This window comes from Rathayibacter agropyri, from assembly GCF_013249015.1.
GTDB classification, from domain to species: Bacteria; Actinomycetota; Actinomycetes; order Actinomycetales; family Microbacteriaceae; genus Rathayibacter; species Rathayibacter agropyri.
The window spans coordinates 213,490-237,836 of the sequence record NZ_JABRPL010000002.1; the positions used below are offsets into that span (position 1 = coordinate 213,490).

Genomic DNA, 24,347 nt, shown 5'->3' on the forward strand with positions numbered 1-24,347 from the left:
TCCGCGAGTCAGGCGACGGGCTGCTTCGCCGCGATCAGCTCCGCGATCTGCACGGCGTTCAACGCCGCGCCCTTGCGCAGATTGTCGTTGCTGATGAAGAGGGCGAGACCGCGACCCTCCGGGGCGCCCTCGTCGGCGCGGATGCGGCCGACGTAGCTGGGGTCCTTGCCCGCGGCCTCGAGGGGCGTCGGCACCTCGCGGAGGACGACGCCGGGAGCGTCGGCGAGCAGGTCGCGCGCCCGGTCCGGGCTGAGCGCCCGCGCGAACTCGGCGTTCACCGAGAGCGAATGGCCGGTGAAAACCGGCACACGCACGCAGGTCCCCGAGACGAGCAGGTCGGGGAGTTCGAGGATGCGGCGGCTCTCATTGCGGAGCTTCTTCTCCTCGTCGGTCTCGTTCAAGCCGTCCTCGACGAGGTTCCCGGCGAAGGGGATCACGTCAAAGGCGATCGGCGCGACGTACGTGGTGAGAGCCGGGAAGGCGACCGCGGACCCGTCGTGGACGAGGTCGAGCAGGTGCTCATCGGCGACCGCGGCCCGGACCTGGCCAGCCAGCTCGTTGGCGCCGGCGAGACCGCTGCCTGAGACGGCCTGATAGGTGCTGACAATGAGGCGGGTCAGGCCGGCCTCCCGGTCGAGGACCTTGAGGATCGGCATCGCCGCCATCGTCGTGCAGTTGGGGTTGGCGATGATGCCCTTGACCGCATGGTCGATGGCGTGCGGATTGACCTCGCTGACGACCAGCGGCACCTCGGGGTCCATCCGCCAGGCGCTGGAGTTGTCGATCACAGTGACTCCGGCTGCGGCGAAGCGGGGTGCCTGCGCGCGCGAACCCGTCGCTCCGGCTGAGAACAGGGCGATGTCGAGGCCTTCGGGGTCGGCGATCTCGACGTCCTCGACCACGACGTCCTCGCCGCGGAAGGGCAGCGTCGTACCCGCCGAGCGAGCGGTCGCGAAGAAGCGGATCGACGCGATCGGGAAGTCGCGCTCCTCGAGGAGCCGGCGCATCACCGTGCCGACCTGTCCGGTCGCGCCGACGACTCCGACGTGGAGGGGGGTTCTGCTCATGCTGTGCTCTTTCGTCCGTGCGGCGCGCGGGCCGCTCCTGGCGGAGGTACCGAGGGAGACGGTACCGGGGATCCGACGGATCGGGTCGATCCCGGACGTCAGCGGCCGGTGCCGGCGTAGACGACGGCCTCGTCGTCCCCGTCAAGGCCGAACGCGGTGTGCACGACGCGCAGGGCATCGTTCACCGTGTCCGCGCGGGTCACGACCGAGATGCGGATCTCGCTGGTCGAAATCATCTCGATGTTGATCCCCGCCTCGTAGAGGGAGCGGAACAGCTTGGCCGAGACACCAGCGTTGGTGCGCATTCCGGCGCCGACGAGAGCGAGTTTGGCGATCTGGTCGTCGTACTGCAGCGACTCGAAGCCGACCTCGTCCTTCTCGGCATTGAGTGCCATCAGGACGGTCTGGCCGTCGGCCTTGGGCAGCGTGAACGAGATGTCTGTGCGGCCGGTTGCCGCAGCCGAGACGTTTTGCACGATCATGTCGATGTTCGAGCCGGTCTTGGCGACAATCGTAAAGATCTGCGCCGCCTTGCCCGGGATGTCCGGTACTCCCACGACGGTGATCTTCGCCTCGTTCAGGTCGGCGGCGACTCCGGCGATGATGGGCTCTTCCACGGCTTGTCCGTTCTGCTCGATGCCGGCGGTCTCGGCGTTGTAGACGATGGTGCCCTCGTTGGGGCTGAAGGAGGAGCGCACGTGGAGCGTGACTCCGTGGCGGCGGGCGAACTCGACGGCGCGGATGTGCAGGACCTTCGCGCCGGCCGCCGCGAGCTCGAGCATCTCCTCGCTTGAGATGCGGTCGAGCTTTCTGGCCTTTTTGACGACGCGCGGATCGGCCGTGAAGACGCCGTCGACGTCGGTGTAGATCTCGCAGGTGTCAGCGCCGAGGCCCGCAGCGAGCGCGACCGCCGTGGTGTCGGATCCGCCCCGGCCGAGGGTGGTGATGTCCTTCGTGTCGCGGTTGAAACCCTGGAAACCCGCGACGATGACGACCGCGTTTTGGTCGAGCGCCTCACGCAGGCGGACCGGCGTGATGTCGACGATGCGTGCGGCGCCGTGCTGGGCGTCGGTGATCATGCCGGCCTGGCTGCCGGTGAAGGACCGGGCCTCGTAACCCATGCTCTTGATGGCCATCGCGAGCAGGGCCATCGAGATCCGCTCGCCGGAGGAGAGGAGCATGTCGAGCTCGCGCGGAGCCGGAATCGGCGTCACCTGATGGGCGAGCTCAAGCAGATCGTCGGTCGTGTCGCCCATCGCCGAGACGGCAACGACGACATCGTTGCCGGCCTGCTTCGTGGCGACGATGCGCTTGGCGACCCGCTTGATGCTCTCCGCGTCGGCGACGGAGGACCCGCCGAACTTCTGAACGATCAGGCTCACGCGCTACTCCCGGGTCGGTGGGTGGGGCGCCGTCGCGACCCGACGGCCGAGCCTACCGGTGGCGGCATGCCGACGGGGCCATGAAGCGGAGCCGGGTGCTGCCGTGTCAGTTCTCGACGAGGCGGCGACCCTCGAAGGCGCGACCGAGGGTGATCTCGTCGGCGTACTCGAGGTCACCTCCGACCGGCAGGCCGGACGCGAGCCGGGTGATGCGGATGCCGAGGGTGCTGAGCATGCGCGAGAGGTAGGTGGCCGTGGCCTCGCCCTCGAGGTTGGGGTCGGTCGCGATAATGACCTCCTGCACCTCCCCGTCAGCGAGGCGTTGCAGAAGCTGGCGGATGCGGAGCTGGTCGGGGCCGATGCCGTCGATCGGGCTGATGGCCCCGCCGAGGACGTGGTACAGCCCGCGGAACTCACGGGTGCGCTCGATTGCCGGGACATCCTTTGCCTCCTCGACCACGCAGATGACCGCACGGCTGCGGCGCGGATCTCGGCAGATGCCACACGTCGCCTCCTCGGCGACGTTGCCGCAGATGTCGCAGAAGTGCACACGGTTGCGCAGTTCGAGCAGGATCTCGGCCAGGCGGGTGACGTCGAAGGTCTCGGTCTGCAGGATGTGGAATGCGATGCGCTGGGCCGACTTCGGACCGATGCCGGGGAGCCGACCGAGCTCGTCGATCAGCTCCTGGACGATGCCCTCGTACATGCGGTCGCCTCCTCTCGGATGGGGTGGACAGGAAGCGCCGCCGGAACGTCGGCGGAGAGGTGGACGATGCTGCGAGTCATGCGCCGGTCACGCGGGGTCCGCGCGGCGTGTGCGGCTGCTCCTCGATGAACTGCGCGCCGAGGATCTCGCGTACCACGGCCTCGCCGTAGCGCTGACGCCCGTCGGCTGTGGCCGCGCGGGTGGTGCGGGTCACGGGACGCGCCGCGGGCGCGGGACGCTCGGGAGTAGCACTCGTCCGAGGCGGGGCGACGGGCTCCGGAGCGGGCTCTCCCGGAGGAGAAACAGTGGCCCAAGAGTCGGGCATCGGCGGCTCGACCGGCGGCATGTCCTCTTCTGGCGGCTCCTGGTCGAAGGGGGGCTCGGCGACGGAAGGGGCCTGCGTCGCGGAGGGGGGCGTGTCAGCGGTCGGCCGGTGAGCGGGCTCTGCGGAGGCGGCCTCCGGCCTGGCAGGGACGACGACCTCGGCGGCAGGTGCCTGTGCAGGCGAAGGCTCTGCGGTGGGCACGGGAGCCGGATCGGTAGGAATTGCGACCGTCGTCCAGCCGTCGCCGTCGCTCGGGGTCTCGGCCACGGGAGGCGGTGCGGTTGGTACCTCGACCGCCGCGCGCTCCGCCTCCGGAGCCGCGGCGCGCGGCTCGACCCGGGCGATGTACTTGACCCTGAGACCGAGGACCTGTTGGATCGCCTGTCGCAGGTACTCACTGACGCCGGGTTGTCCCGCTGTGCCGGGCATCTTGAACGACTCGACGTCGTTCTGGCTCGGGAACGAGAGCGTGAGCACGTCGTCCTGCAGAGCGCGGACCTGCGCGGTGTACGCGACGAGCCAGGCGGTCATCTTCGCCTTCTGCACGACCTCGAGGATCTCGGGCCACGTGTCCTTCATGCGCTGGAGGGAGATCCCGGCGTCAACGGGAGGCGCGTCGGCGGTGCGGGAGTCGTCGCCGTCCGGGACTCGCGCAGGCGACGGCGCACTCGCCTCGAGTGCAGGACCCGGCTGTGGTGAGTCCGTCCGGGACCGCTGCTCCGGCACCGTCACGGGCGGCGCGTCGACCAGAGTCGAGGCCGTGACCGGCGCCTCGGTCCGTGGAGCGGCGGCGATCGTCTCCGGCACGGAGCCGGGGTTGGCGGCGTGGGAGGCTCGGGCCTGCTCGGGGACGCGCGTCGGCCCGGTCGGGGGCTGTACCGCGGCGGGACGAGACTCCTGGACGTGTCGAGAGCGCTCCTCCTGAAGCGGTGCGGGGGTGATGCCCGCTCCGGTGCCGTGGACGAGCGTGCGCGCGATCATCAGCTCGAGGTGAAGGCGCGGCGAGGTCGCGCCGGTCATCTCGGTCAGCGCGTCGTTGACCACGTCGGCGATCCGCGAGAGCTCTGCCAGACCGAGTGCGCGCGACTGGCCGGCCATCCGGTCGAGTTCGTCCTGCGAGACGCCACGCAGCACGGCGGAGGCAGCACCCCCCGTGGCCGCAACGACGATGAGGTCGCGCAGCTTCTCAAGAAGGTCCTCGACGAAGCGGCGGGGATCCTGACCCGTCTGGATAACCCGATCGACCGCTCCGAATGCCTCGGCCGAGTCGTGCTCAGCGAGCGCGTCGATGACCTCGTCGAGCAGCGCGCCGTGCGTGTAGCCGAGGAGCGCGACTGCTCGCTCGTACTCGATGGTCTCGGCCTCGGAGCCGGCCATGAGTTGGTCGAGGAGGGAGAGGGTGTCGCGGACCGAGCCGCCACCTGCTCGCACCACCAACGGCAGCACGCCGGCAGACACGTACACGCGCTCTCGCTCGCAAAGCTCTTGCGTGTAGTCGAGCATCTGGGCAGGCGGGACAAGGCGGAACGGATAGTGGTGGGTGCGGGAGCGGATCGTGCCAATGACCTTGTCGGGCTCGGTCGTCGCGAAGATGAACTTCACATGCTCCGGCGGCTCCTCGACGATCTTGAGCAGGGCATTGAAGCCTTGCGGAGTCACCATGTGCGCCTCATCGAGGATGAAGATCTTGAACCGGTCGCGGGCGGGCGCGAAGATGGCGCGCTCGCGCAGGTCTCGCGCGTCATCGACTCCGTTGTGACTCGCCGCGTCGATCTCGACCACGTCGAGCGAACCCTGGCCCTCGCGGCTGAGTTCGACGCAACTGTCGCAGACACCGCACGGGGTGTCGGTGGGGCCGGTGGCGCAGTTGAGGCAGCGGGCGAGGATGCGCGCCGAGGTGGTCTTGCCGCAGCCGCGCGGACCGCTGAAGAGGTAGGCGTGGTTGACGCGGTTGGTGCGCAGGGCCGTCATCAGCGGATCGGTCACCTGTGACTGGCCGATCATCTCGGCGAACGTCTCGGGCCGGTACCGGCGATACAGGGCTGCAACCACCCGTACAGAGTAGCCGCGACCTCCGACACCAGCCCGGCCGTGTCCTGCGCACAGGAGCTGCTCGCACCGCCCGCGCGGCAGCGCACCTCACTTCCCCTTCCCCACATTCGATCTCTGGAAGGAGGAGGGCACGGCCCGTAATCGCATGCCGGCGATTCCGGGCAGCCCGACGCTCCCCGCTCCTAGAAACGCACCCCCTGCACAAGCCAACCGCGGTCGTGTAGCGGCGGAGCCGCTACACGACAGACAAGCATTCCCGGGCGATTTCCAGTTCTTCGTTGGTGGGGATCACGAGGACGGCGACGCGCGAATCATCGGTCGAGATACGGCGGGCGCCGCGGTCGTGCGCGGTATTGCGTACGTGGTCGAGTTCTATGCCGAGGCCTTCGAGGCCGCGGAGGGCGCCGGCACGGACGGCGGCGACGTTTTCGCCGACTCCTGCCGTGAAGACGATGGCATCGACCCGGCCGAGCTGGGCGTAGTAGGCACCGATGTAGTGGCGGAGGCGGTGGTAATAGATTTCCAGCGCGGCGCGGGCCTGCTCATCGCCCGCCTCAGCCGCCTCCTGCACGTCGCGCATATCGCTGTGACCGCTGAGGCCGAGCAGTCCACTACTCCGGTTGAGGAGCGCGTCGAGATCGTCGATCGAGAGCCCGGCCTTGCGCACGAGGTGGAAGACGACGGCCGGGTCCAGATCGCCCGAGCGCGTGCCCATCACGAGACCTTCGAGCGGGGTCATCCCCATCGACGTCTCGACGGAGGCGCCGCCATCGACAGCGCAGGCGGAGGCTCCGTTGCCGAGGTGCAGCACGATCGTCTTGAGGTCGGAGCGGCGGCGGCCGAGATAGGCCGCCGCCGCTTCCGACACGAACTTGTGCGAGGTGCCGTGGAAGCCGTAGCGCCGGATGCGGTGCTTCGCGGCGAGTTCGATGGGGAGGGCGTAACTCGACGCGGCGTCGGAGATCGTGTGGTGGAAAGCAGTGTCGAAGACGGCGACGTGGGTGACGTTCGGGAACGCCTTCTGTGCCGCCTCGATGCCCTCAAGGTTGGCGGGATTGTGCAGCGGTGCGAGGTCGGCGAGGTCCTCGATGTTGATCTTGACCAGGTCGGTGACGACAGTGGGCTCGAAAAAGCGCTTGCCGCCGTGCACCACGCGGTGGCCGACTGCGACAGGCGGGAACTCGTCAAGGCTCGGACCGTGCTCGCCGAATGCGCGGATCATCGCGGCGAAGCCCGCGGTGTGGTCCTGGATCGGTGCCTCGATCTCGAAGGACTCCCCGTCGCGGGTGTGCTTCGTGCGGCCGGTCTCCTCACCGATCCGCTCGACGAGGCCGCTGGCGAGCGTCTCCTCGGTCGTCATCTCGATGAGCTGGTACTTGAACGACGACGAACCACTGTTGACAACGAGGACGACGGACATGAGGGACTCCTGGGGGGGATCGGGGTCGGGAGGGGGCGGCGACCCGCCGCTAGCGCACGACGGGGATAGCGGAGGTCGGCGGGACGATGGCCTGCGTCGCGGCCTGGATAGCCGTGATGGCGACGGTGTTGACGATGTCCTGCACGAGGGCGCCTCGTGAGAGGTCGTTGACCGGCTTCCGGAGGCCCTGCAGCACGGGGCCGATCGCCACGGCACCGGCCGAGCGCTGCACGGCCTTATAGGTGTTGTTGCCCGTATTGAGGTCCGGGAAAATGAACACGGTCGCGCGGCCCGCGACCTGCGAGCCGGGCATCTTCGAGGCGGCGACCGCCGCATCCGCTGCCGCGTCGTACTGGATCGGCCCCTCGACGAGCAGATCGGGCCGGCGCTCACGCACCAGCGCCGTCGCGGCGCGGACCTTCTCGACATCGGCCCCCGCTCCGCTCTCGCCGGTGGAGTAGGAGAGCATCGCGATGCGCGGGTCGATGCCGAACTGCTGCGCGGTCTCGGCGGAAGAGATCGCGATGTCGGCCAACTGAGCCTCGGTGGGGTCGGGATTGACCGCGCAGTCGCCGTAGACAAGGACCCGATCGGCGAGGGCCATCAGGAACACGCTCGAGACGACCGAGACGCCCGGGCTCGTCTTGATGATCTCGAAGCCGGGGCGGATGGTGTGCGCGGTGGTGTGCGCTGCTCCCGAGACCATGCCGTCGGCGAGCCCGAGCTGGACCATCATCGTGCCGAAGTAAGAGACGTCGGTGACGGTGTCGTAGGCGTGGTCGTACGTGATGCCCTTGTGCGCGCGGATGCGAGCGTACTCCTGGGCGAACTGAGCGCGGTGCTCGGGGTCGAGGGTGCTGAGCACGCGGGCGCCGTCGAGGTCGAGGCCCAGACCGGCGGCACGGGCACGGATCTCACTCTCCTCGCCCAGGATGGTCAGCCGGGCGATGCCGCGCTTGAGCACAGTCGCAGCGGCGCGGAGGATGCGGTCGTCCCCGCCCTCGGGCAAGACGATGTGGCGGTCGGCGATGCGGGCGCGCTCGATAAGGCCGTACTCGAACATCAGCGGCGTGACGACCTCGGAGCGGCCGACGTCGAGCAGGGTGAGCAGCTCGACGACATCGACCGCCTCCTGGAACAGCGCGAGCGAGGTGTCGCGCTTGCGCGGTGAATCGGCGGCGAGACGCCCGCGGGCGGCAGTGACGCGAACGGCGGTGTCGTAGGTGCCGAGCTCGGTCATGATGATCGGCAGCGGGGTGTCGACGCCCTCGATCAGACGCACGATCGGCTCGGGCAGTTCGAACCCGCCGTTGAGGATGATGCCCGTCACCGTCGGGAAGGTGCCGGAGGCGTAGGCCATGATCACCGCGAGGACCACCTCGGGGCGGTCACCGGGGACAATGACCACTCCGCCCTCAGTGAGACGAGGCAGAACGTTGACCATCGACATGCCGGCGACGACCACGCCGAGCGCCTCGCGGCCGAGCAGCTCGGGGTCGCCGGCGACGACCACGCCGTCCACCGCCTCGACCAGGCGAGACAGGCTGGGAGCGACGAGGTACGGGTCCTCGCGAATCGCCCAGACGGGAACGGACGCGGGGATGGTCTCGCGGATGGCGGCGACCGCCTCGGCCGCAGTGCCCGGATCGGCGCGATTCGCGATCACTCCGATGAGGCTCGCGTGGGCGGTGCGCAGCTCGACCGAGGCGAGTTCGGTGATCTGGCGCATCTCCTCGGGTGTGCGGGCGGGCGCCTGACCGAGCTGCTCACTCCGGGAGGGGTCGCGGCCGGTGAGCACGAGCAGGACCGGGGCGCCGAGGTTGGCGGCGATCCGGGCGTTGTAGCCGAGTTCGGTCGGGCTGCCGACGTCGGTGTAGTCGGAGCCGAGGATGACGACCGCGTCGCACTGGGCTTCGACGCCCTTGTAGCGCTCGACGATGCGCGAGAGGGCGGCCTCGCCGTCGGCGTGGACATCCTCGTAGGTCACACCGATGCAGTCCTCATAGGCCAGGCCGGAGTCGGCGTGCCCGAGAAGCATCTCGAGGACGTAGTCGGGCTCGGACGTGGAGCGGGCGATCGGGCGGAAGACGCCGACCCGCTGCACCTGACTGCTCAGCGCGTCGAGGACGCCGAGGGCGACCGTGGACTTGCCCGAGTGACCTTCGGCGGACGAGATGTAGATGCTCTGAACCATCGGAGCCAGCCTACCGAGGGGGTCGCTGCGGCTGGCTGAGTGTGAGGCCAGGGAGGGAAAAGGGGTGCAGTTGTGGGGGCTGTGGAGGAGCGTCTCCGCCCGCGGCCCGGGCGTCCCGAGGCCCACAACGCAACCGCCCGGTGAAGACCCAGCCGCCCATTAACGAGGAAGACCCCCCGCGCACCCGCCAGAGCCCGGTTACCCTTGCTGCGTTTCCGCCCTGGGGGAGTTGGCCTGGATGGCGCCACGCGGGGAGCCGGAAGATAGTCTAACCGACGTCGAGGTTCGCCGAGCGCGCCCAGGACCGGTCGTGGTCGGCGGTCGGCTCCGACACCGGCTAGTATCGATGAGTCGCGGCCACGGTCGCGCCAGGAGGATTCGCCTAGTGGCCTATGGCGCACGCTTGGAAAGCGTGTTGGGTGAAAGCCCTCGGGGGTTCGAATCCCCCATCCTCCGCGAACGGTGTCCGTAGCTCTCGCCAGCACGGGCACCGTTTTCGCGCTGTTGGTGGAAGTCAGCGAAGCCGGACACCCGACCCGCTCCACGACAACCCACACGTTGACGCCGACACTCAGCCGCGTCGTTGGGTAGCATCAGTCAGAACGGCATCCGCCCACCAGCCGCGGACATCATCGGCTGGGGGCTGGAACTGCATACGGAGGGAGCAGACCGTGACCGCTATCAGTCACCGACACGGCGCTGACCGCAACCGCCCTGGAGCCTTCGCGCAGCTCTTGCTTCTGCTCACCGGACGACCTCGCGTTGTTCGGAGGGGGCCAGCTCCTGGCCAGGACACGTCAGAGTATCTTCTCTCGGGCCGTAACCGCGACCGACTCCTGCGGAGCGTAAGACAGCTCACTCGTGGCGAGGGTCGCGATCACACCACCGATTGAGGATCATTTGGTCCGATGACGCGTGGGACGAGTACCAGGAGTGGCACGCGCCGCAGCACAAAAAGGATCTTCGGAAACTTAACGACTTCATCAAGGAGATTCGGCGGGGGTCTCACTACCAAGGTTTAGGTATGCCAGAGCCGCTGAAGTACGAGCTTGAAGGCTGGTACTCACGGCGAATCACACTCGGCGACCGCCTTGTGTATCGGGTCACCGATGATGGCGACCTTGAGATCGCGCAGTGCCGAGCGCATTACTGACCCGCGGCGGTGGCTGTGACGTTGGTGGTACTGGCAACAATTCCCTTTCAGGGCGTAGCGTCGTCGCCATGAACGAGATCACGAAGAAGATCGAGGACTGGTGGCCCGCGCTCCCCGAGTCCGTCCGCGCTGAGCTGTCGGCAAACCTCGACAGAGAGCCGCTCAGTGCTGACGCAGTCGTCTCGATCACGCGCGCTCGAGGCTTCGGACCGGCAGCCGTGTCGCTGGTCGGCGACGAGCCAGCCGAGAAACCGCGGCTTTTCCTCAAGACCGAGGACTACCGGTGGATTTCGTCGCAGAGTGGCTTATTCTGAGAAAGCGCTGCTCGCACTGCTCCCGCTTGTCGGTGATCCCGGCGACAAGGTGATGCACCCCGCATCACGACGCACAATCACACCTCTTTAGGACAGCATCGTCCAGTCCCGACCAATTCTTGGAGCCGTGGAGACCTCACCCCGACTCGCGCGCTCTGCGGATAGTGGTGTGGGCGTTGATCCGGCATCGAGACGCGACGTCGCGTGCGGTCTCTTGATGGAGACGGTGGCGTGTCGAGTGTGCCCTGTGCCTCCCGTCACTCCGCGATACGCCCAAGCCATTCGTCGAGGAGCAGGCGCTCCCCCGGGCTTAAAGGCTCGATCTCGGGGAGGGCGGTGCGCAGCGCGACGGCGTGCGCGACGACCGCGCGGGCCGCGGGATCGGTGGGGCCCGCCTCCGCCGTGGTGATCGCCGCGAGGACGGACTCGCGCGAACGGGGGGAGAGTTCGTCGTCGGGCTCGGCGAGCGCGGTCAGGGTGAGGGTGCAGCCGAGGGCGGCGGACTGGAGCAGGCGCGCGGCGCGGTCGACGTCAACGATGAGGCGGCCAGCCTCGGCGATTGCGCGGACCGCGTCGAGGAGGACGCCGCGGGACAGGCGCGCCGCCTCCGACTCCTCGCCCGGCCGGGCGGTGAACATCAGTGCGTAGAGGTGCGGCTCGGCGAGTCCGAAGGCGACGTGGTGATCCCACGCGGCGCGGAGGGCGTCGATGGGGTCGGCCGGGGGCTCGCTCCGCTCGACGTCGGCAAGAGCTGAGGCGAAACCCGCGGCGGCGGCGGAGTCGAGCAGCCCGCGCAGGTCTCCGAACGTGCGATAGATGGTGGGCGCCTGCACTCCTGCCGCCGCGCTGATGGCCCGCGTCGACAGCGCATCCCGCCCGCCCTCGGCCAGCAGCTCCATCGTCGCCCGGAGGATGCGCTCCCGTGTCGTCCCGCTGTCGCTCACGCTACCGACGCTAACACGCATCCGTTAGCACCCGTTGCTCCGCGAGATGCTGTTGTGAGGATGAGACGCCTCCGGCAGCGGATCTCGACCGGACAATGCCCTCTCGCGACTTCTCGCTCGAGGAGGGGTCAGCGGCGGCGAGCGGTACCGAAGATGCCGCGGACGACCTCGCGGAGGAGAGTTTTCCCGACGCTCGAGCCGAGGACCTCCTCGACGACGGACGTGCCTCGGCGGGGGTTGCGGGAGGTGGGCACGGTGCGGCGGCGGGAGCGCTCGGCGGCCTGGTCGGCGGCGCGGTCGGCGGCGGCCCGCTCCTTGGCGCGGCGTGTCTCCTCCGCCGCAGCCTCCTTCGCGCGGCGGGCGGCCTCGTCCGCCTGCTCCTCAGCGACGGCGCGCGCCTGGTCGGCCTCGGCTGCGGCGTCCAGGCGGCGAGTGAGGATCTCGCGGGCGGAGTCGCGGTCGAGGGCGGTGCCGTAGCGGGCGAGCAGCGGGGAGCGCTGGACGCTTACCTCCCGCTCAGCCTCGGGAGTCGGCGACATCGAGCCGAGCGGAGCGCGCAGGCGCGTCCAGGCAACCGGAGTCGGGGCTCCGCGCTCGTTCATGACGGTGACGATGGCCTCGCCGATCGGGAGGGCCTGAAGCACCTCACCGAGGTCGTAGTCGCTCTCGGGGTAGGTCGACACGGTAGCGCGCAGGGCCTTCGCGTCATCTGGCGTGTGCGCGCGGAGCTGGTGCTGCACCCGCGAGCCGAGCTGAGCCAGCACGTCGCTCGGGACATCCTTGGGCGTCTGCGTGACGAAGACGATGCCGACGCCCTTCGAGCGGATGAGGCGCACGGTCTGCGTGATCGCGGCGAGAAAGTCCTTCGACGCGTCGCGGAAGAGCAGGTGCGCCTCGTCGAAGAAGAAGACGAGTCTGGGGCGGTCACGGTCGCCGACCTCGGGGAGGTCGTTGAAGAGGTCAGCGAGCAGCCACATCAGGAAGGTGGAGAACAGGGCCGGCCGGTCCGCGACTCCGGGGACCTCGAGAAGGCTGACCACTCCCCTGCCGTCGGGCGCGAGGCGCAGAAACTCGGCAGTGTCGATCTCGGGCTCGCCGAAGAAGACGTCGGCTCCCTGATCGGCGAACGCGATGAGCTCGCGCAGGATGACCCCGGCGGTGGCCTTCGAGAGGCCGCCCAGCTCGGCGAGTTCGGCCTTGCCCTCGGCGCCGACCAGGTAGGTGAGGACGGCGCGAAGGTCAGAGAGGTCGACGAGCGGCAGTCCGGCGCCCTCGGCGTAGTGGAAGACGAGGCCGAGGCTGGACTCCTGGGTGTGGTTCAGGCCGAGCACCTTCGAGAGCAGCAGCGGTCCGAATCCGGTGACCGTGGCTCGGACGGGGATGCCGGTGCCGATGCCGCCGAGCGCGAAGTACTCGGCGGGTGCCGCCTCAGGGAGCCAGTCCTGCCCGATGCCGCGAGTACGGGTGAGCAGCGCGTCGCTCGGAGTGCCAGGGGTGGCGAGGCCGGACAGGTCCCCCTTGATGTCGGCGGCGAAAACGGGGACGCCCTGCGCAGAGAGCTGCTCGGCGAGAACCTGGAGGGTCTTGGTCTTGCCGGTGCCGGTCGCGCCGGCGACGAGGCCGTGGCGATTGAGCATCCCGAGCGGGATGCGGACGGGCACGTCGATCCGCGCGTCGCCGTTGACGAGGGCGCCGAGTTCGAGGGCCGGGCCAGCGAAGGCATAGCCGGCGCGCACAGCCTGGACGGCGGCCTCGGGGAGGGGGCCAGGGGCAGGCGCGGCGGGAGTGGCCAGTGCCGTGGTGGGCGCCGCCTCCGGAGCCTCGGTCGGTCCGGCCTCAGCGGTGGCAGCCTCGGCGGTGGCAGCCTCGGCCGTCGGCTCCGCGACCACGCTCACGTCGGCGGCGACCTCCTCCGGACCCGACGCGGCAGCGAGCGCCGCGGCCGCTGCCTCCGCTCGTGCCACGGCCTCCGCGGCCTCGGCCTGCAATCGGCGGGCAGCATCCAGAGCCGCGCGCGCCTCATCTCTCGCCGCAGCGAGCCCCTCGTTACTCATGGGCTCAGCCTAGGGTCGCGGCGATCCGTCCTCACGGATAGCCGAGCACACCGGCTCCGGACGAGGCGCCGCGCGTCACGGCCACTGGATCCGTCCCTCCGAGCCTGGGTTGCAGCGTTCGAGGAGGCGGAGGAAACCCGAGAGCCGTTCCAGCTCGGTGAGCGAGGTGGGCAGCGAGGCGGCGAGCGCTGGCGAGTGCACGAGGTACGCGGCCCACTTCGCCCGAGAGATCGCGACATTGAGCCGATTGGGCAGGAGGAGGAACTCGAGGCCCCGCGGGACGTCGGCGCAGGACGAGGCGGCGAGCGAGACGATCGCGATCACCGCCTCCCGTCCCTGGAACAGATCGACTGTGCCGACCGCGGTTTCGTCGAGCCCCGCCGCGTCGAGGGCGGCTCGGAGGAGCCCGCCCTGCGCGTTGTAGGGGGCGACGACGATGACGTCGGCCGCGGTGAGACTCCGCTCACCGTGCTCGTCGGCCCAGGCGCGGCCAACCATCGACACCACGATGTCGACCACGCGCCGGGCCTCATCCGGCGAGGACGTGGTATTTCCGGTGTGCTCGACCGGAACCGAGTGCACACCCGGCGCGACCCCCTCCAGCCGACGCTCCGCGGGGGCGCGGGACGCGAGGGCGCCCTCGTAGGAGAGCTCGGAGACGGCGGCAGCGAGCGCGGGATGCATCCGGTACGTCTGCGCGAGGAAGTAGCCATACTCGGCGGGCAGGACGTCGTGGCCCTCGGCGAGCCAGCCGAGCGCCGACGCGTCGACCGGCTCGGGGTGCGACCCCTGGCTGACCTGCGGGAGCTGCTGCGGGTCGCCGAGTAGGAGCAGGCGCTGCGCAGACACGGAGGAGGCGATGGTCGGCGCGAGAGAGAACTGGCCAGCCTCGTCGACGACGAGCAGGTCGAGTAAGCGGCGGGGAACGGTGGCGGCGTTGGCGAAGGTCCACGCGGTGCCGCCGACCACGCAGCCGCCGCCCTCCTCCAGGACCGCGGCAAGCGCGCCTGAGTTCTTCACCGGCGACCACGCCACGGCCTCCAGCGCCTCGGCCGAGGTCCCGGCCTTGGGCACCTTGGTGACGCGGGACGGATCAACGCCCCGACCGACCACGGCACTCAGGACGTTCTCGACCACCGAGTGCGACTGGCCCACCACACCGATCCGCCAGCCGTGTTCGCGGACGAGTCGAGCGATGACGTGGGAGCCGAGGTAGGTCTTGCCGGTTCCGGGTGGACCCTGGACAGCGAGCGTCGCCCGATCGAGGCCGAGAAGGGTCGCGACGACCGCGCTGATCACGTCGTCGCCTACCACCGGGGCGACGGCGCTCGGCGGCACGCGGCGCAGGATGTCGAGGGCGGGATCGGGCAGGACCTCGGGCAGCGCGTCGAGGATCTCGCCGCCCCACTCGGCAATGGCCTCGGGTTGCGGAGCGGCGCGCGGCGGCGGCGCGGGGGCGAGAGCGACAGGAACGTCGTCGTGCGGCTCCTCCCCCGCCTTCACCCCCTCCTTGAGCAGCAGCGCGATCTGCTCGCCGTCGGCAGTGACGGCGAGGATCGTGGAGCGGTCGGACGCTCCGCGCAGACCCGGACCGGGAGCGGGCGCACCGGGCGGCGGCGGCGCGTCGTAGACAAGGTACGGCGAGGCGCCGACGCTCAGGCGGCTGCCGGGAGCGAGCCGGCCGAGGATCCGCAACTCACGCGACTGCGTGCGTGCCTTCGGGAGCGTCGACCAGTCGCGGACGACCTCGACCCGGTCGATCATCACGACATCCCGGGCGTCGGCCCAGTCGTCGAGCGGCTGGCGGAGGCGGTCGAAATGCTCCTGCCAGAAGGTCTTCGCCTCGCGGCGATGGTAGTCAATGGCAGCACCGGCGAGGGCGAGCGCCGTCTGGTCGGGTGTGCGGCCGCGCGGCGGGACACCCTCGACCTGCTCGAGTAGCGCGACCGCGACGGGATGCGGCTCGCGCGGGACGGGGGCTTCGACCTCGACGAGCGGCGACAACTCCTCGCGCGGCGGAGCGAGCGACAGCAGCCAGTCGCGCAGCCGAAGGGTTGAGCGGCAGTCGTAGGCGTTGTACTCGGCGACCCCGTCGAGCAGCCGCTGCCCCTCGATGGGGTCGGTGAGCAGAGCGGCTCGCGCCCTGACGTACTCGTCGATGCTGTCGGCCGCGGTCGTCACTCCAGATGCATCGCGCACCTCCTCGCCCATGTAGAGCGGCTCGAGCTTCTTGAGGGAGTAGCTGCGCGAACCGACCCGTAGCGCGCGCCGGACGACCGGGTAGAGGTCGACGAGCACGCCGTCGCGCAGCAGGGCGTCGACCTCCTCCTCGCCCACCCCGTGGCGGAGCGCGAGCGACAGCAGGTGCGCTCGCTCATACGAGGCGTAGTGATAAACGTGCATCCGCGGATACTGCGCGCGGCGCTCGCGCAGGTGCGCCAAGAAATCGAGGAGCGCCTGCCGCTCGGCAGCGAGATCGTGTGCCCAGAAGGCAGTGAATTCCTCGTGGTCGTCAACCATGCCGAACAGGTAGTCGAGACCCCATTCGCGGTTGTTCTCGGTGTGCAGCGGGTCCCCCTCGAAGTCGAAGAAGAGGTCGCCAGGGTCGGGGGCGGGCAGGGCGGCGAGGACGGTGGGATCGATCACCTCGACGGCGGGCACCGGCGAGGTCTCGGAGCGCAGCTGCAGCCGCGCCTGCGCGCGTAGCGTCTCGAGGGTCCCGGAACCGAGGCCGGGGACGGGGCCGTCGTGCTCCGCGAGCGCGTCGAGGGTCATCACTCCGGCAGCGGCGAGCTTGGCCCGCTGGTCGAGCCGCATCCCGGCGACCAGAATCGGGTCGCGGTGCGCCTGCACCTCGGGGGCGCAGACGGAGCAGCGCCCGCAGGCGACGTAGCGCGGGTCGCCCCAAGCCAGCGGCTCCTCGGCCGCGAGTCGTTCGGCGAGCACCGCCCGCAGCCGGGCGCTTTGCACACGGTGCACCGGTGCGATCATCGCCAGCGCATGGCTGGTGACGGAGCCGTCGCCGAGCACCAGGTGCACCTGTTCGCCCACCCGCACGCTACGGGCGATCATCTGCTGGGCGTAGGCGGCGAGCTGGAGCAGCGCCGGAATCTTCGCGTGCCGAGCGAGCTTCGTGTCGTAGACCTCATAGGCACCATCGGCGGTGCGGAGGAGGAAGTCGGAGAAACCGAGGAAGTCGCCGTCGAAGAAGGTGGCCTGGTAGAGCACGTCGACTCCGGCGCGCATCGCCTCGACCGCGGCATCGGCCGCCGCAGCGTAGTCGGACGGCTCGGGGCGCGCGAACTCGAGTACGTCGTGGGTGCGCTTCAGCTCCGCCAGGAAGCGGTGCTCGTGCTCGTCGCCGAGGGCGGCCGTGCGCTCGAGCATGCCGTCCTTCTCGACCTCGAGGCGGGGAGCGCGGCCGAGCATCGCGTCGAGACGCCGCAGCACCGCCCACTCGCAGGCGGCCCAGTTCGAAAGATCGGTGGGGCTCGTGACCAGCCGGCCAGACTCTAGGTACACGCGACTCCCTCCACGACCGCCGGGCGGCGACCGCCTCAAGGCTAGGGCGACCCTCCGACATTCGACCGCCGCTCCGGGCGGAGCAGGGTCCGGCCGGACCGCGATACGCGGCCGCTCACGACGCGCGTGCCAGGCTGGGCGGATGACCCGCGCGCGCTTTGAGATCATCCCGTCGGATGACATCGTCGAGCGCGCCCAACGAGCATTCCCAGACCCGTCAGCGGTGACCCTGACCGTTACCAGCCTCCCGAAGCACGGGACGGAACGGACCGTGGACTGCGCGGTGGAGCTGGCCGGCCGCGGGTTCCGAGTCGTGCCGCATCTCGCGGCGCGCACCATCGAGGGGCGCGACGTCCTGCAGCGGGTCCTCGCGCGGATGGGTGACGCCGGGATCGACGAGGCGTTCGTCATTTCAGGCGACGCCAAGGCGGCTACGGGCTCCTACGCGACAAGCTTCGAGCTGATCCGCGATGCTCGTGAGCTGGCTCCCTCGCTCGCGCTCGACATCGCGGGCTACCCGGAGGGGCATCCGCACCTCTCTGACGAGAGCATCGAGCGGCACTTGCGCGAGCGTGCCCCGTTCATTCGCTCGATCATCACGCAAATGTGCTTCGACGTGGATGCCGTTGTGCACTACACGGACCGACTGCGCGAGCAGGGCGTGACCGCGGACGTGTGGGCCGGGGTGCCGGGGCCGGTCGAGCGCTCGAAGCTCCTGACGCTGGGGGCGCGGATCGGGGTCGGCGCCTCGCTCGGCTTCCTCACGCGAAGCACGTCGGTCGCCGGCGGGCTACTGCGCGGACGCCGCTTCGACCCGACCACGTTCGTCGCGCGCCTCGACTCCGCCGCCGGCGACCGCCTCGCGGGCCTACACGTCTACACCTTCAACGAACTCGACTCCCTCGCCGCCTTCACCCCCTTCACCGGGTAACCCGGCGCCGCGAGGAAAGAGGGCACGGGTCAGGATGGGCGGCGGGTCCAGAGTGGCGGGTGTGGGAGTTCGGCCTCGGTACGGAGGCGGCCGGCGAACGGCGCCCAGACAACGAGTGCGACGCCGATCCCAAGCAGGAGGCCACCGACGGTGTCGCTGAGCCAGTGCGCGCCGAGGTAGGTGCGGCTCGCCATCATCGCCACGGTGTAGAGGAAGCCCGCGATCCACACCCAGAGCAGAGGGAAGACGAGCGCCAGCACCATCGCGGTGGTCGCCGCATTCGCGGTGTGACCGGAGGGGAAGGAGCCGTAGTCGCTCGTCACCAGCATGTCGACGGGACGAGCGCGGCCGACCAGCTCCTTGATGAGCTGAGCGGCCCCGACGCTGACAAGAGCGGCGATCGCGTAGTACAGCGCGGCCCAGCGCCTCCGGAACACGAGCAGAACGGCCACGATGCCCAGCGGAATGACGGCCGTGCCAGTGATGCCCGCGCCGACAATGTTCATGATCAGGGCGGGGACGTCCCAGACGGGCGATCGGTGCTCGACGATCTCGTCCATCCACTCGACGTCGAAGCCGAAGGCGGTGCTGGGGCGGACCGCGATCAGCAGAGCCAGAAGCCCCGTGAGCAGAAGCGCCAGCGACGCGGAGACCAGCGGCCAGCGGCGCGAGACGCGGTGGGCCGCCTCCGTGCTGAGTAACCGCGCGGCAACGCCGTCGATGGGTGCCCGCTCCCGGAGCCGCTCGCGCTGGACCGCATCGGGGTGGGCGCGTCCGGGAGTCGGGGGAAAGTCCATCCAGACATGATGCCTCCACCCGCTCTCCACCCGCGGGGGCTTGCGGACCGGGCGAGTCAGACGGGGTGAAGCGGCGTGCTCAGGGGGTCAGCGAGAAGGTGCTCGAAGGCGAGCTCGGCGGCACCAAGCATGAGCAGGTCGGCGCCGAGCTCGGTGCGGACGATCCGGACGGAGCCGAGCGCGACGCGGAAGGGGCCTCCGTGAGCGAGACGCTCCTCGAGGACACCGGGCGCAACTCCGATCAGGGCGCCGAGGAACCCGCCGAGCACGACGAGCTGCGGATTGAAGACGTTGATGACGTTGCGCAGCGCAACGGCAAGGTGGCCCAGCTGCCGTTCGACCTCCGCGTACACGGCCGGGTCCTCGGAGGCGGCGAGCGCCTCCTCCAGCCGCTCGCTCTCGTCGAGGCCGAGCGCCGTGAGCAGCTTGGCACGGCCAACCTCCGTCTCGAGGCAGCCGACCGCGCCGCAGTGGCAGTCAATCCCGACGCTGTTGACGAGGGTGTGGCCGATCTCGCCCGCGTAGCCGTCGATGCCGTGCAGGGGCGCGCCTCCGACGATGACGCCGGCACCGACTCCGCTCGCCCCGCCATTGAGGTAGACGAGGTGGGAGACGTCGCGGCCGGCTCCGAGGACGCTCTCGGCGAGAGCGCCGAGGTTGGCGTCGTTGGCCGAGAGCACGGGCAGTCCGGTCGCGTCGGCGAGCATGCGTGAGAACGGATCGTCGACCCAGCCGAGGTGCGGACCGACGCGGACGAGGCCGTCGGCATCGCGGACGAGCCCGGGAACGGCCACGCCGATGCCCACCGTGCGCGTGTCCTCGGGCAGATCGGCCAGGAGTTCGGCGATCGCCTCGGCCGCCAGACGCGCTGCGGCCTCAGCGCTCGGCACGGATGCGGAGCGGCGGATACGTCGGCGCACCGAGGCATCGATGCCGACAACAGCGACCGTCACCGCGTCGATCTCGGGATTCACAGCGAGCGCGACCACGCCGGGAGCGACCTCGACGATCGGGCTGGGGCGGCCGACCTGGTTCACAGTGGCGGGCTCGCGTTCGCGCACGATGCCCAGCTCGACCAACTCGCCGACCAGCGCGGCGATGGTGGAGCGGTTGAGGCCGGTCAAGCGCGTCAATTGCGAGCGGGAGCGGGGTCCGCCGCGGTGCACGAGACGCAGGATCGCGGAGAGATTGTGGCGTCGGACCCGGTCGAGGTTGTTGCCGCGCGTGGCGTGATCGGGCATTCCGCGGTCTCCTCTGCTTGCGGGTCAGCCTATCCGCGGGCGACGGCGCGCGAGGACGGGAGCACTCCCGCGTCTAGCCCGCGGTCCAGGTCCAGGAGCCGGCCGGTCCCTCGACCGAGACGGCACCGCCGGAGCGAGTCACCACGAACACGGTTTCCTCCCCTGAGTCGTGCGCGACCACGCGCGCGTGCGTCACGCCGTCCGGCCCCGGGAACACGCGCAGTTCGAGCCCGTCGAGGTAGTCGTACTCGGCCGTGTCCTCGCGGGCGCCGACCGGGATCACTGCGCCCTCTCGGACGTACAGCGGCAGCGAGTCGAAGCCGTGCACCTCGCGGCGCCACTCCCCCGTCGACGCGATTGTCTCGCCGGTCCACCAGCTCGTCCAGAGCCCGCGCGGCAGGTAGAACTCCACCGTGCCGTCCTCGGTGAACACCGGAGCGACAAGCAGATCGTGCCCGAGTACGTACTGCGTATCGAGGTGGGCGGCATTGCGGTCGTCCTCGAACTCGAGCGCCATCGGGCGCATCAGCGGCAGGCCGGTGCGCGCCGCCTCCGCCCCCGCCGCGTAGAGGTAGGGCATCAGCGAGAGCTTCAGCCGCGTGAAGCGCCGGGTGACCTCGACCGCCTCCTCGTCGAACGCCCACGGAACGCGCACCGACGACGAGCCGTGCAGCCGGGAGTGTGAAGACAGCAGACCGAAGGCGAGCCAGCGCTTGAAGACGCCGGGGTCGGGCGTGCCCTCGAATCCGCCGATGTCGTGCGCCCAGAAGGCGAAGCCGCCGAGCGCGAGCGAAAGTCCGCCGCGCAGGGTCTCGGCCATCGACACGTACGACGACGTGTTGTCCCCGCCCCAGTGCACCGGCAGGGTCTGCCCGCCGACCGTGGCACTCCGGGCGAACAGCACGGCTCGGCCCTCGCCGAGCTCCTGCTCCAACACCTCGTGCACCGCCCGGTTGTAGAGCTGCGTGTACCAGTTGTGCATGGCCTCCGGATCGGTGCCGTCGGCCCAGACCACGCCCTCCGACGGAATCCGCTCACCGAAGTCGGTCTTGAAGGAGTCGACGCCCTGGCGCACGAGGACGCGCAGCTTCTCCTGGAACCACGCGGTCGCCTCCGGGTTGGTGAAGTCGATCAGGGCCATGCCCGCGACCCACAGGTCCCACTGCCAGACGTCGCCGGAGGCGGTGCGCAGCAGGTAACCCTTCTCACGCCCCTCGGCGAACAGCGGCGACGCCTGGGCAATGTAGGGATTGATCCAGACGCAGGTGTGCAGGCCGCGCTCGTGCAGGCGGGCGAGGATGCCCTCCGGATCGGGGAAGGTCCGCGGGTCCCACTCGAGGTCGGTCCACTGGAACTCGCGCATCCAAAAGCAGTCGAAATGGAACGCCGACAGTGGCAAGTCCCGCTCGGCACACCCGTCGATGAACGAGTTCACCGTCTCCTCGTCGTAACTCGTGGTGAAGCTGGTGGTGAGCCAGAGCCCGTAGCTCCACGCGGGCACGACGGAGGGCCGTCCGGCGAGGGCGGTGTAGCGGCGCAGCACATCCTTCTTCGTCGGGCCCTGGATCACCAGGTACTCGAGGGCCTCGCCTCCGACCGAGAACTGCACGCGCTCGACCGCCTCCGAACCAACCTCGAACGACACCAGGCCCGGATCATTGACGAGCACGCCGTAGCCGCGGCTGGAGAGATAAAACGGCACGTTCTTGTAGGCCTGCTCGGAGGAGGTGCCGCCGTCGGCGTTCCAGACATCGACGCTCTGGCCGTTCTTCACGAACGGGCCGAAGCGCTCACCGAGGCCGTAGATCAGCTCCCCCACGGCGAGGTCGAGTTGCTCGTGCACGTAGGCCGAGCCATCGGGGCCGGTCAGGTAGCCCTGCGCCTTGTGCCCGGAGCCGGTCAAACGGGTTCCCGTGGACGTGTCCCAGAACTCGAGCGACCAGGGCGCGCCCTGCGCGACGCGGACTTCAAGATCTCCCGTGCAGAGCACGCCGCCCGCCTCCGTGACGCTCGTTCGGCCCACCCCGTCGTCGACGAGCTCGAAGCCGGGACGCGTCGCGGTCCCGCGCCAGTGCTCGATGCGCACCGTCGCGACCCCCTCGGCGGGCGAGGAGATCGTGATGGTCAGGGCCGGCCGGTTCAGCACGTCGCCGCGGTCGCGGATCACCCGGGTGGGCGCGATCACTTCCAGCGAGGAGCCGTTGGTGCGGATGTCGTACGCCTCCTGAGCGAACAGGGGCGTGAATCCGGCCCGCGTCTGCCAGAACCCGTCGGTGAACTTCATAGCGGTGCCTTTCGAGGACGGCGCGCGGATGGACCCCGATCACGGGGCCCACCTGCGACGGAGGGGAGGAGAGCTACTTGACCGCGCCGGCGGTGATGCCGCGGGTGAGGGTGCGCTGGAAGATCAGGAAGAAGATCAGCGTCGGCAGCAGACCCAGCAGAGCGCTCGCGCTGGTCGTCGTGACGTCCATGATCTTGTCGCCCTGGAGGCTCGAGATGGCGATCGGCACGGTCTGCGTGGCGTCGCTCACCAGGAAGACGAGCGGAATGAGGAACTCGTTCCAGGTCCAGATGAAGAAGAAGATCATGAGGACGGAGAGAGTGGGCCGTGAGATCGGCACAATCACCCGAGTGAGCACCTGCCATTTCGACGCACCGTCGAGAGCGGCCGCTTCGAGGATCTCCTTGGGGAAGGTGCCGTAGACGCTCGAGAGCAGATAGGTGCCGAACGCCGACTGGATCACGGTAAAGATGATGATCACCGAGAGCTGAGTGTCGTAGATCCCGACCGCCTTGAACATGTAGTACAGCGGGTAGAGCAGGGCCTCCTGCGGGAGCATGTTGGCCAGCAGGAACAGGATGATGATCCAGCTGCGTCCCTTCACTCGGCCGATGCCGATCGCATAGGCGTTGAGGACCGAGAGCGCGACCGCCAGGATCGCGACGGAGCCCGAGATCAGGATGGAGTTGCCAAGCTTTTCAGGGAAGTCGACGCGGTTCCAGAAAGTGGACAGGCCGTCGAAGGAGAGGCCGGTCGGGAAGGCGAGCGGACCGCTAGCCGAGTACTCCGCGGGCGTCTTGAATGAATTGAGCAGGATCAGCAGCACGGGGCTGATGATCGCCAGCCCGATCACGACGGCCACGGCGAGGATCACCCAGTCGCCGACCGTGCGCTTCGCGGTGCCTTTCGGCGGGCGCGGGGCCCGCTTCGACTCGGCAAGATCAGCGTCCGTGGTACCGGCCTGGGTGACCGGCAGCGTCTCGATGGCCGACATCAGCGGGCTCCTTCGCTGCGCTCGACGCGCTCCTGGGCGCGGATGAACAGCACGGCCAGGATCACGATGACGATCGTGAGCGCGGTCGCGATGGTGGCGCCGTAGCCCACCTGCTGCTTTTGGAAGAACTCGGTGTACGAGTAGTAAGAGGGGACGATTGTGGAGTCGCCCGGCCCGCCGCGGGTCAGCGCATAGATGGGGCCGAAGACCTTGAGCGCCGCAATGGTGCAGGTGAGGGTGACCACGAAGATCTCCGGGCGGATGATCGAGACCGTGATCCAGCGAAAGCGCTGGAACCAGTTGGCGCCGTCGAGTTCGGCGGCCTCGTAGAGCTCGGGATCCACGCGCTGAAGCGCCGCCATGAAGATGACGACCGGGTAGCCGAGCTGCACCCAAATCATCACGACCATGATCGAGAGCATCGCCGTGTCGGGCTTGCCGAGCCAGTCGTGCGCGAGCGAGCCCAGACCGACGGCCTCGAGGATCGAGTTCAGCGCGCCATTGTCGGGGCGCAGGATCCAGCCGATGACGATCGCGGCGATAACGGTCGGGAGTATCTGCGGCAGGTAGTAGGTCGCGCGGAGGAAGCTGGCGAGGCGACCGCCGAACTTCTTGCCGACGAGATCGAAGAGGATCGCGGCGAGCAGCAGGCCCAGGAGGGTCGGCACAACCACCATCGCGATGATCATGTAGACGGAATTGAGGAACGAGGTCCAGAACTGATCGTCACCCATCAGCTCGACCCAGTTGTCGAGGCCGATGAAGATCGGCGGCTTGATCCCGCGCCACGAGGTGAAGCTGATCGCGATGTTCCAGACAAGCGGGATCATCACGATGAACGTGAAGAGCACGAATCCGGGGATCAAATACAGCCAGTAGCCGCCCGATCGCTTTTCGCGCGGCGGCGTCGCGGGAGGCGGCGCGCTCTCCGCGCGACGATGTGCAGTCGTCGTCATGGTCACTCCTC

Annotated in this window: 17 protein-coding genes, 1 tRNA gene and 1 other RNA gene; 4 read left to right on the forward strand and 15 right to left on the reverse strand. The window is 69.4% G+C overall.

What is annotated here, in order from left to right; genetic code table 11:
- Nucleotides 1-8: 8 nt before the first annotated feature.
- From HRF29_RS06580 to ffs, 7 genes are all read right to left on the reverse strand, one after another.
- Entirely contained in the window at nt 9-1,067 is a 1,059-nt protein-coding gene (locus HRF29_RS06580) for an aspartate-semialdehyde dehydrogenase (protein ID WP_173246574.1), read from the reverse strand.
- Between the two features lie 98 nt (nt 1,068-1,165).
- Complete coding sequence (locus HRF29_RS06585; RefSeq protein WP_173246579.1) at nt 1,166-2,449, reverse strand: aspartate kinase; 1,284 nt, start codon at nt 2,447-2,449, stop codon at nt 1,166-1,168.
- 106 nt (nt 2,450-2,555) lie between these two features.
- Entirely contained in the window at nt 2,556-3,155 is a 600-nt protein-coding gene (gene recR / locus HRF29_RS06590) for a recombination mediator RecR (protein WP_123447702.1), read from the reverse strand.
- Nucleotides 3,156-3,231: 76 nt separating this feature from the next.
- Nucleotides 3,232-5,532: a DNA polymerase III subunit gamma and tau gene (locus HRF29_RS06595; RefSeq protein WP_173246582.1), complete on the reverse strand. Its 2,301-nt coding sequence runs from the start codon at nt 5,530-5,532 to the stop codon at nt 3,232-3,234.
- Between the two features lie 235 nt (nt 5,533-5,767).
- A complete protein-coding gene (locus HRF29_RS06600) occupies nt 5,768-6,952 on the reverse strand; it encodes an acetate/propionate family kinase (protein ID WP_173246585.1) in 1,185 nt (394 codons plus the stop codon).
- A gap of 49 nt (nt 6,953-7,001) precedes the next feature.
- The gene (gene pta / locus HRF29_RS06605; protein WP_173246588.1) at nt 7,002-9,146 is read right to left on the reverse strand and encodes a phosphate acetyltransferase; all 2,145 of its coding nucleotides are present in this window, start codon (nt 9,144-9,146) and stop codon (nt 7,002-7,004) included.
- 164 nt (nt 9,147-9,310) lie between these two features.
- An RNA gene (gene ffs / locus HRF29_RS06610) (signal recognition particle sRNA small type) lies at nt 9,311-9,407 on the reverse strand.
- A 110-nt stretch (nt 9,408-9,517) separates the two neighbouring features.
- On the opposite strand from ffs, the gene HRF29_RS06615 reads away from it, so the two are divergent.
- The 3 genes from HRF29_RS06615 (at nt 9,518) to HRF29_RS06625 (ending at nt 10,613) form a co-directional block, all read left to right on the forward strand.
- A tRNA-Ser gene (locus HRF29_RS06615) sits at nt 9,518-9,602 on the forward strand.
- 433 nt (nt 9,603-10,035) lie between these two features.
- On the forward strand, nt 10,036-10,299 hold the full coding sequence (locus HRF29_RS06620) for a Txe/YoeB family addiction module toxin (protein ID WP_173246591.1): 264 nt from the start codon (nt 10,036-10,038) through the stop codon (nt 10,297-10,299).
- Nucleotides 10,300-10,367: 68 nt separating this feature from the next.
- Nucleotides 10,368-10,613: a hypothetical protein gene (locus tag HRF29_RS06625; protein WP_173246594.1), complete on the forward strand. Its 246-nt coding sequence runs from the start codon at nt 10,368-10,370 to the stop codon at nt 10,611-10,613.
- Between the two features lie 257 nt (nt 10,614-10,870).
- On the opposite strand, the gene HRF29_RS06630 is transcribed toward HRF29_RS06625, so the two are convergent.
- The 3 genes from HRF29_RS06630 to HRF29_RS06640 all read right to left on the reverse strand — a co-directional run bounded on the left by HRF29_RS06630 (nt 10,871) and on the right by HRF29_RS06640 (nt 17,133).
- Complete coding sequence (locus tag HRF29_RS06630; RefSeq protein ID WP_222929610.1) at nt 10,871-11,557, reverse strand: TetR/AcrR family transcriptional regulator; 687 nt, start codon at nt 11,555-11,557, stop codon at nt 10,871-10,873.
- Nucleotides 11,558-11,685: 128 nt separating this feature from the next.
- On the reverse strand, nt 11,686-13,611 hold the full coding sequence (locus HRF29_RS06635; protein ID WP_173246600.1) for a helicase HerA-like domain-containing protein: 1,926 nt from the start codon (nt 13,609-13,611) through the stop codon (nt 11,686-11,688).
- 75 nt (nt 13,612-13,686) lie between these two features.
- The gene (locus HRF29_RS06640) at nt 13,687-17,133 is read right to left on the reverse strand and encodes a TM0106 family RecB-like putative nuclease (RefSeq protein ID WP_343043675.1); all 3,447 of its coding nucleotides are present in this window, start codon (nt 17,131-17,133) and stop codon (nt 13,687-13,689) included.
- 142 nt (nt 17,134-17,275) lie between these two features.
- On the opposite strand from HRF29_RS06640, the gene HRF29_RS06645 reads away from it, so the two are divergent.
- Nucleotides 17,276-18,064, forward strand: coding sequence for a methylenetetrahydrofolate reductase (locus tag HRF29_RS06645; RefSeq protein WP_173246606.1), 789 nt, complete (start codon nt 17,276-17,278; stop codon nt 18,062-18,064).
- A gap of 29 nt (nt 18,065-18,093) precedes the next feature.
- Here the strand turns inward: HRF29_RS06645 and HRF29_RS06650 are convergent, their stop codons facing one another.
- From HRF29_RS06650 to HRF29_RS06670, 5 genes are all read right to left on the reverse strand, one after another.
- Nucleotides 18,094-18,861, reverse strand: a complete 768-nt coding sequence (locus HRF29_RS06650) for a phosphatase PAP2 family protein (RefSeq protein WP_173246610.1) — start codon at nt 18,859-18,861, stop codon at nt 18,094-18,096.
- A gap of 56 nt (nt 18,862-18,917) precedes the next feature.
- The gene (locus HRF29_RS06655; protein ID WP_173246613.1) at nt 18,918-20,102 is read right to left on the reverse strand and encodes an ROK family transcriptional regulator; all 1,185 of its coding nucleotides are present in this window, start codon (nt 20,100-20,102) and stop codon (nt 18,918-18,920) included.
- A 73-nt stretch (nt 20,103-20,175) separates the two neighbouring features.
- The gene (yicI, locus tag HRF29_RS06660; RefSeq protein ID WP_173246616.1) at nt 20,176-22,386 is read right to left on the reverse strand and encodes an alpha-xylosidase; all 2,211 of its coding nucleotides are present in this window, start codon (nt 22,384-22,386) and stop codon (nt 20,176-20,178) included.
- Between the two features lie 73 nt (nt 22,387-22,459).
- The gene (locus tag HRF29_RS06665; RefSeq protein WP_173246619.1) at nt 22,460-23,380 is read right to left on the reverse strand and encodes a carbohydrate ABC transporter permease; all 921 of its coding nucleotides are present in this window, start codon (nt 23,378-23,380) and stop codon (nt 22,460-22,462) included.
- Nucleotides 23,380-24,336 (reverse strand): carbohydrate ABC transporter permease, encoded by a 957-nt coding sequence (locus HRF29_RS06670; RefSeq protein ID WP_173246622.1) that lies wholly within the window; start codon nt 24,334-24,336, stop codon nt 23,380-23,382. Before HRF29_RS06670 ends, HRF29_RS06665 begins: the two co-directional genes overlap by 1 nt.
- Nucleotides 24,337-24,347: the final 11 nt, after the last annotated feature.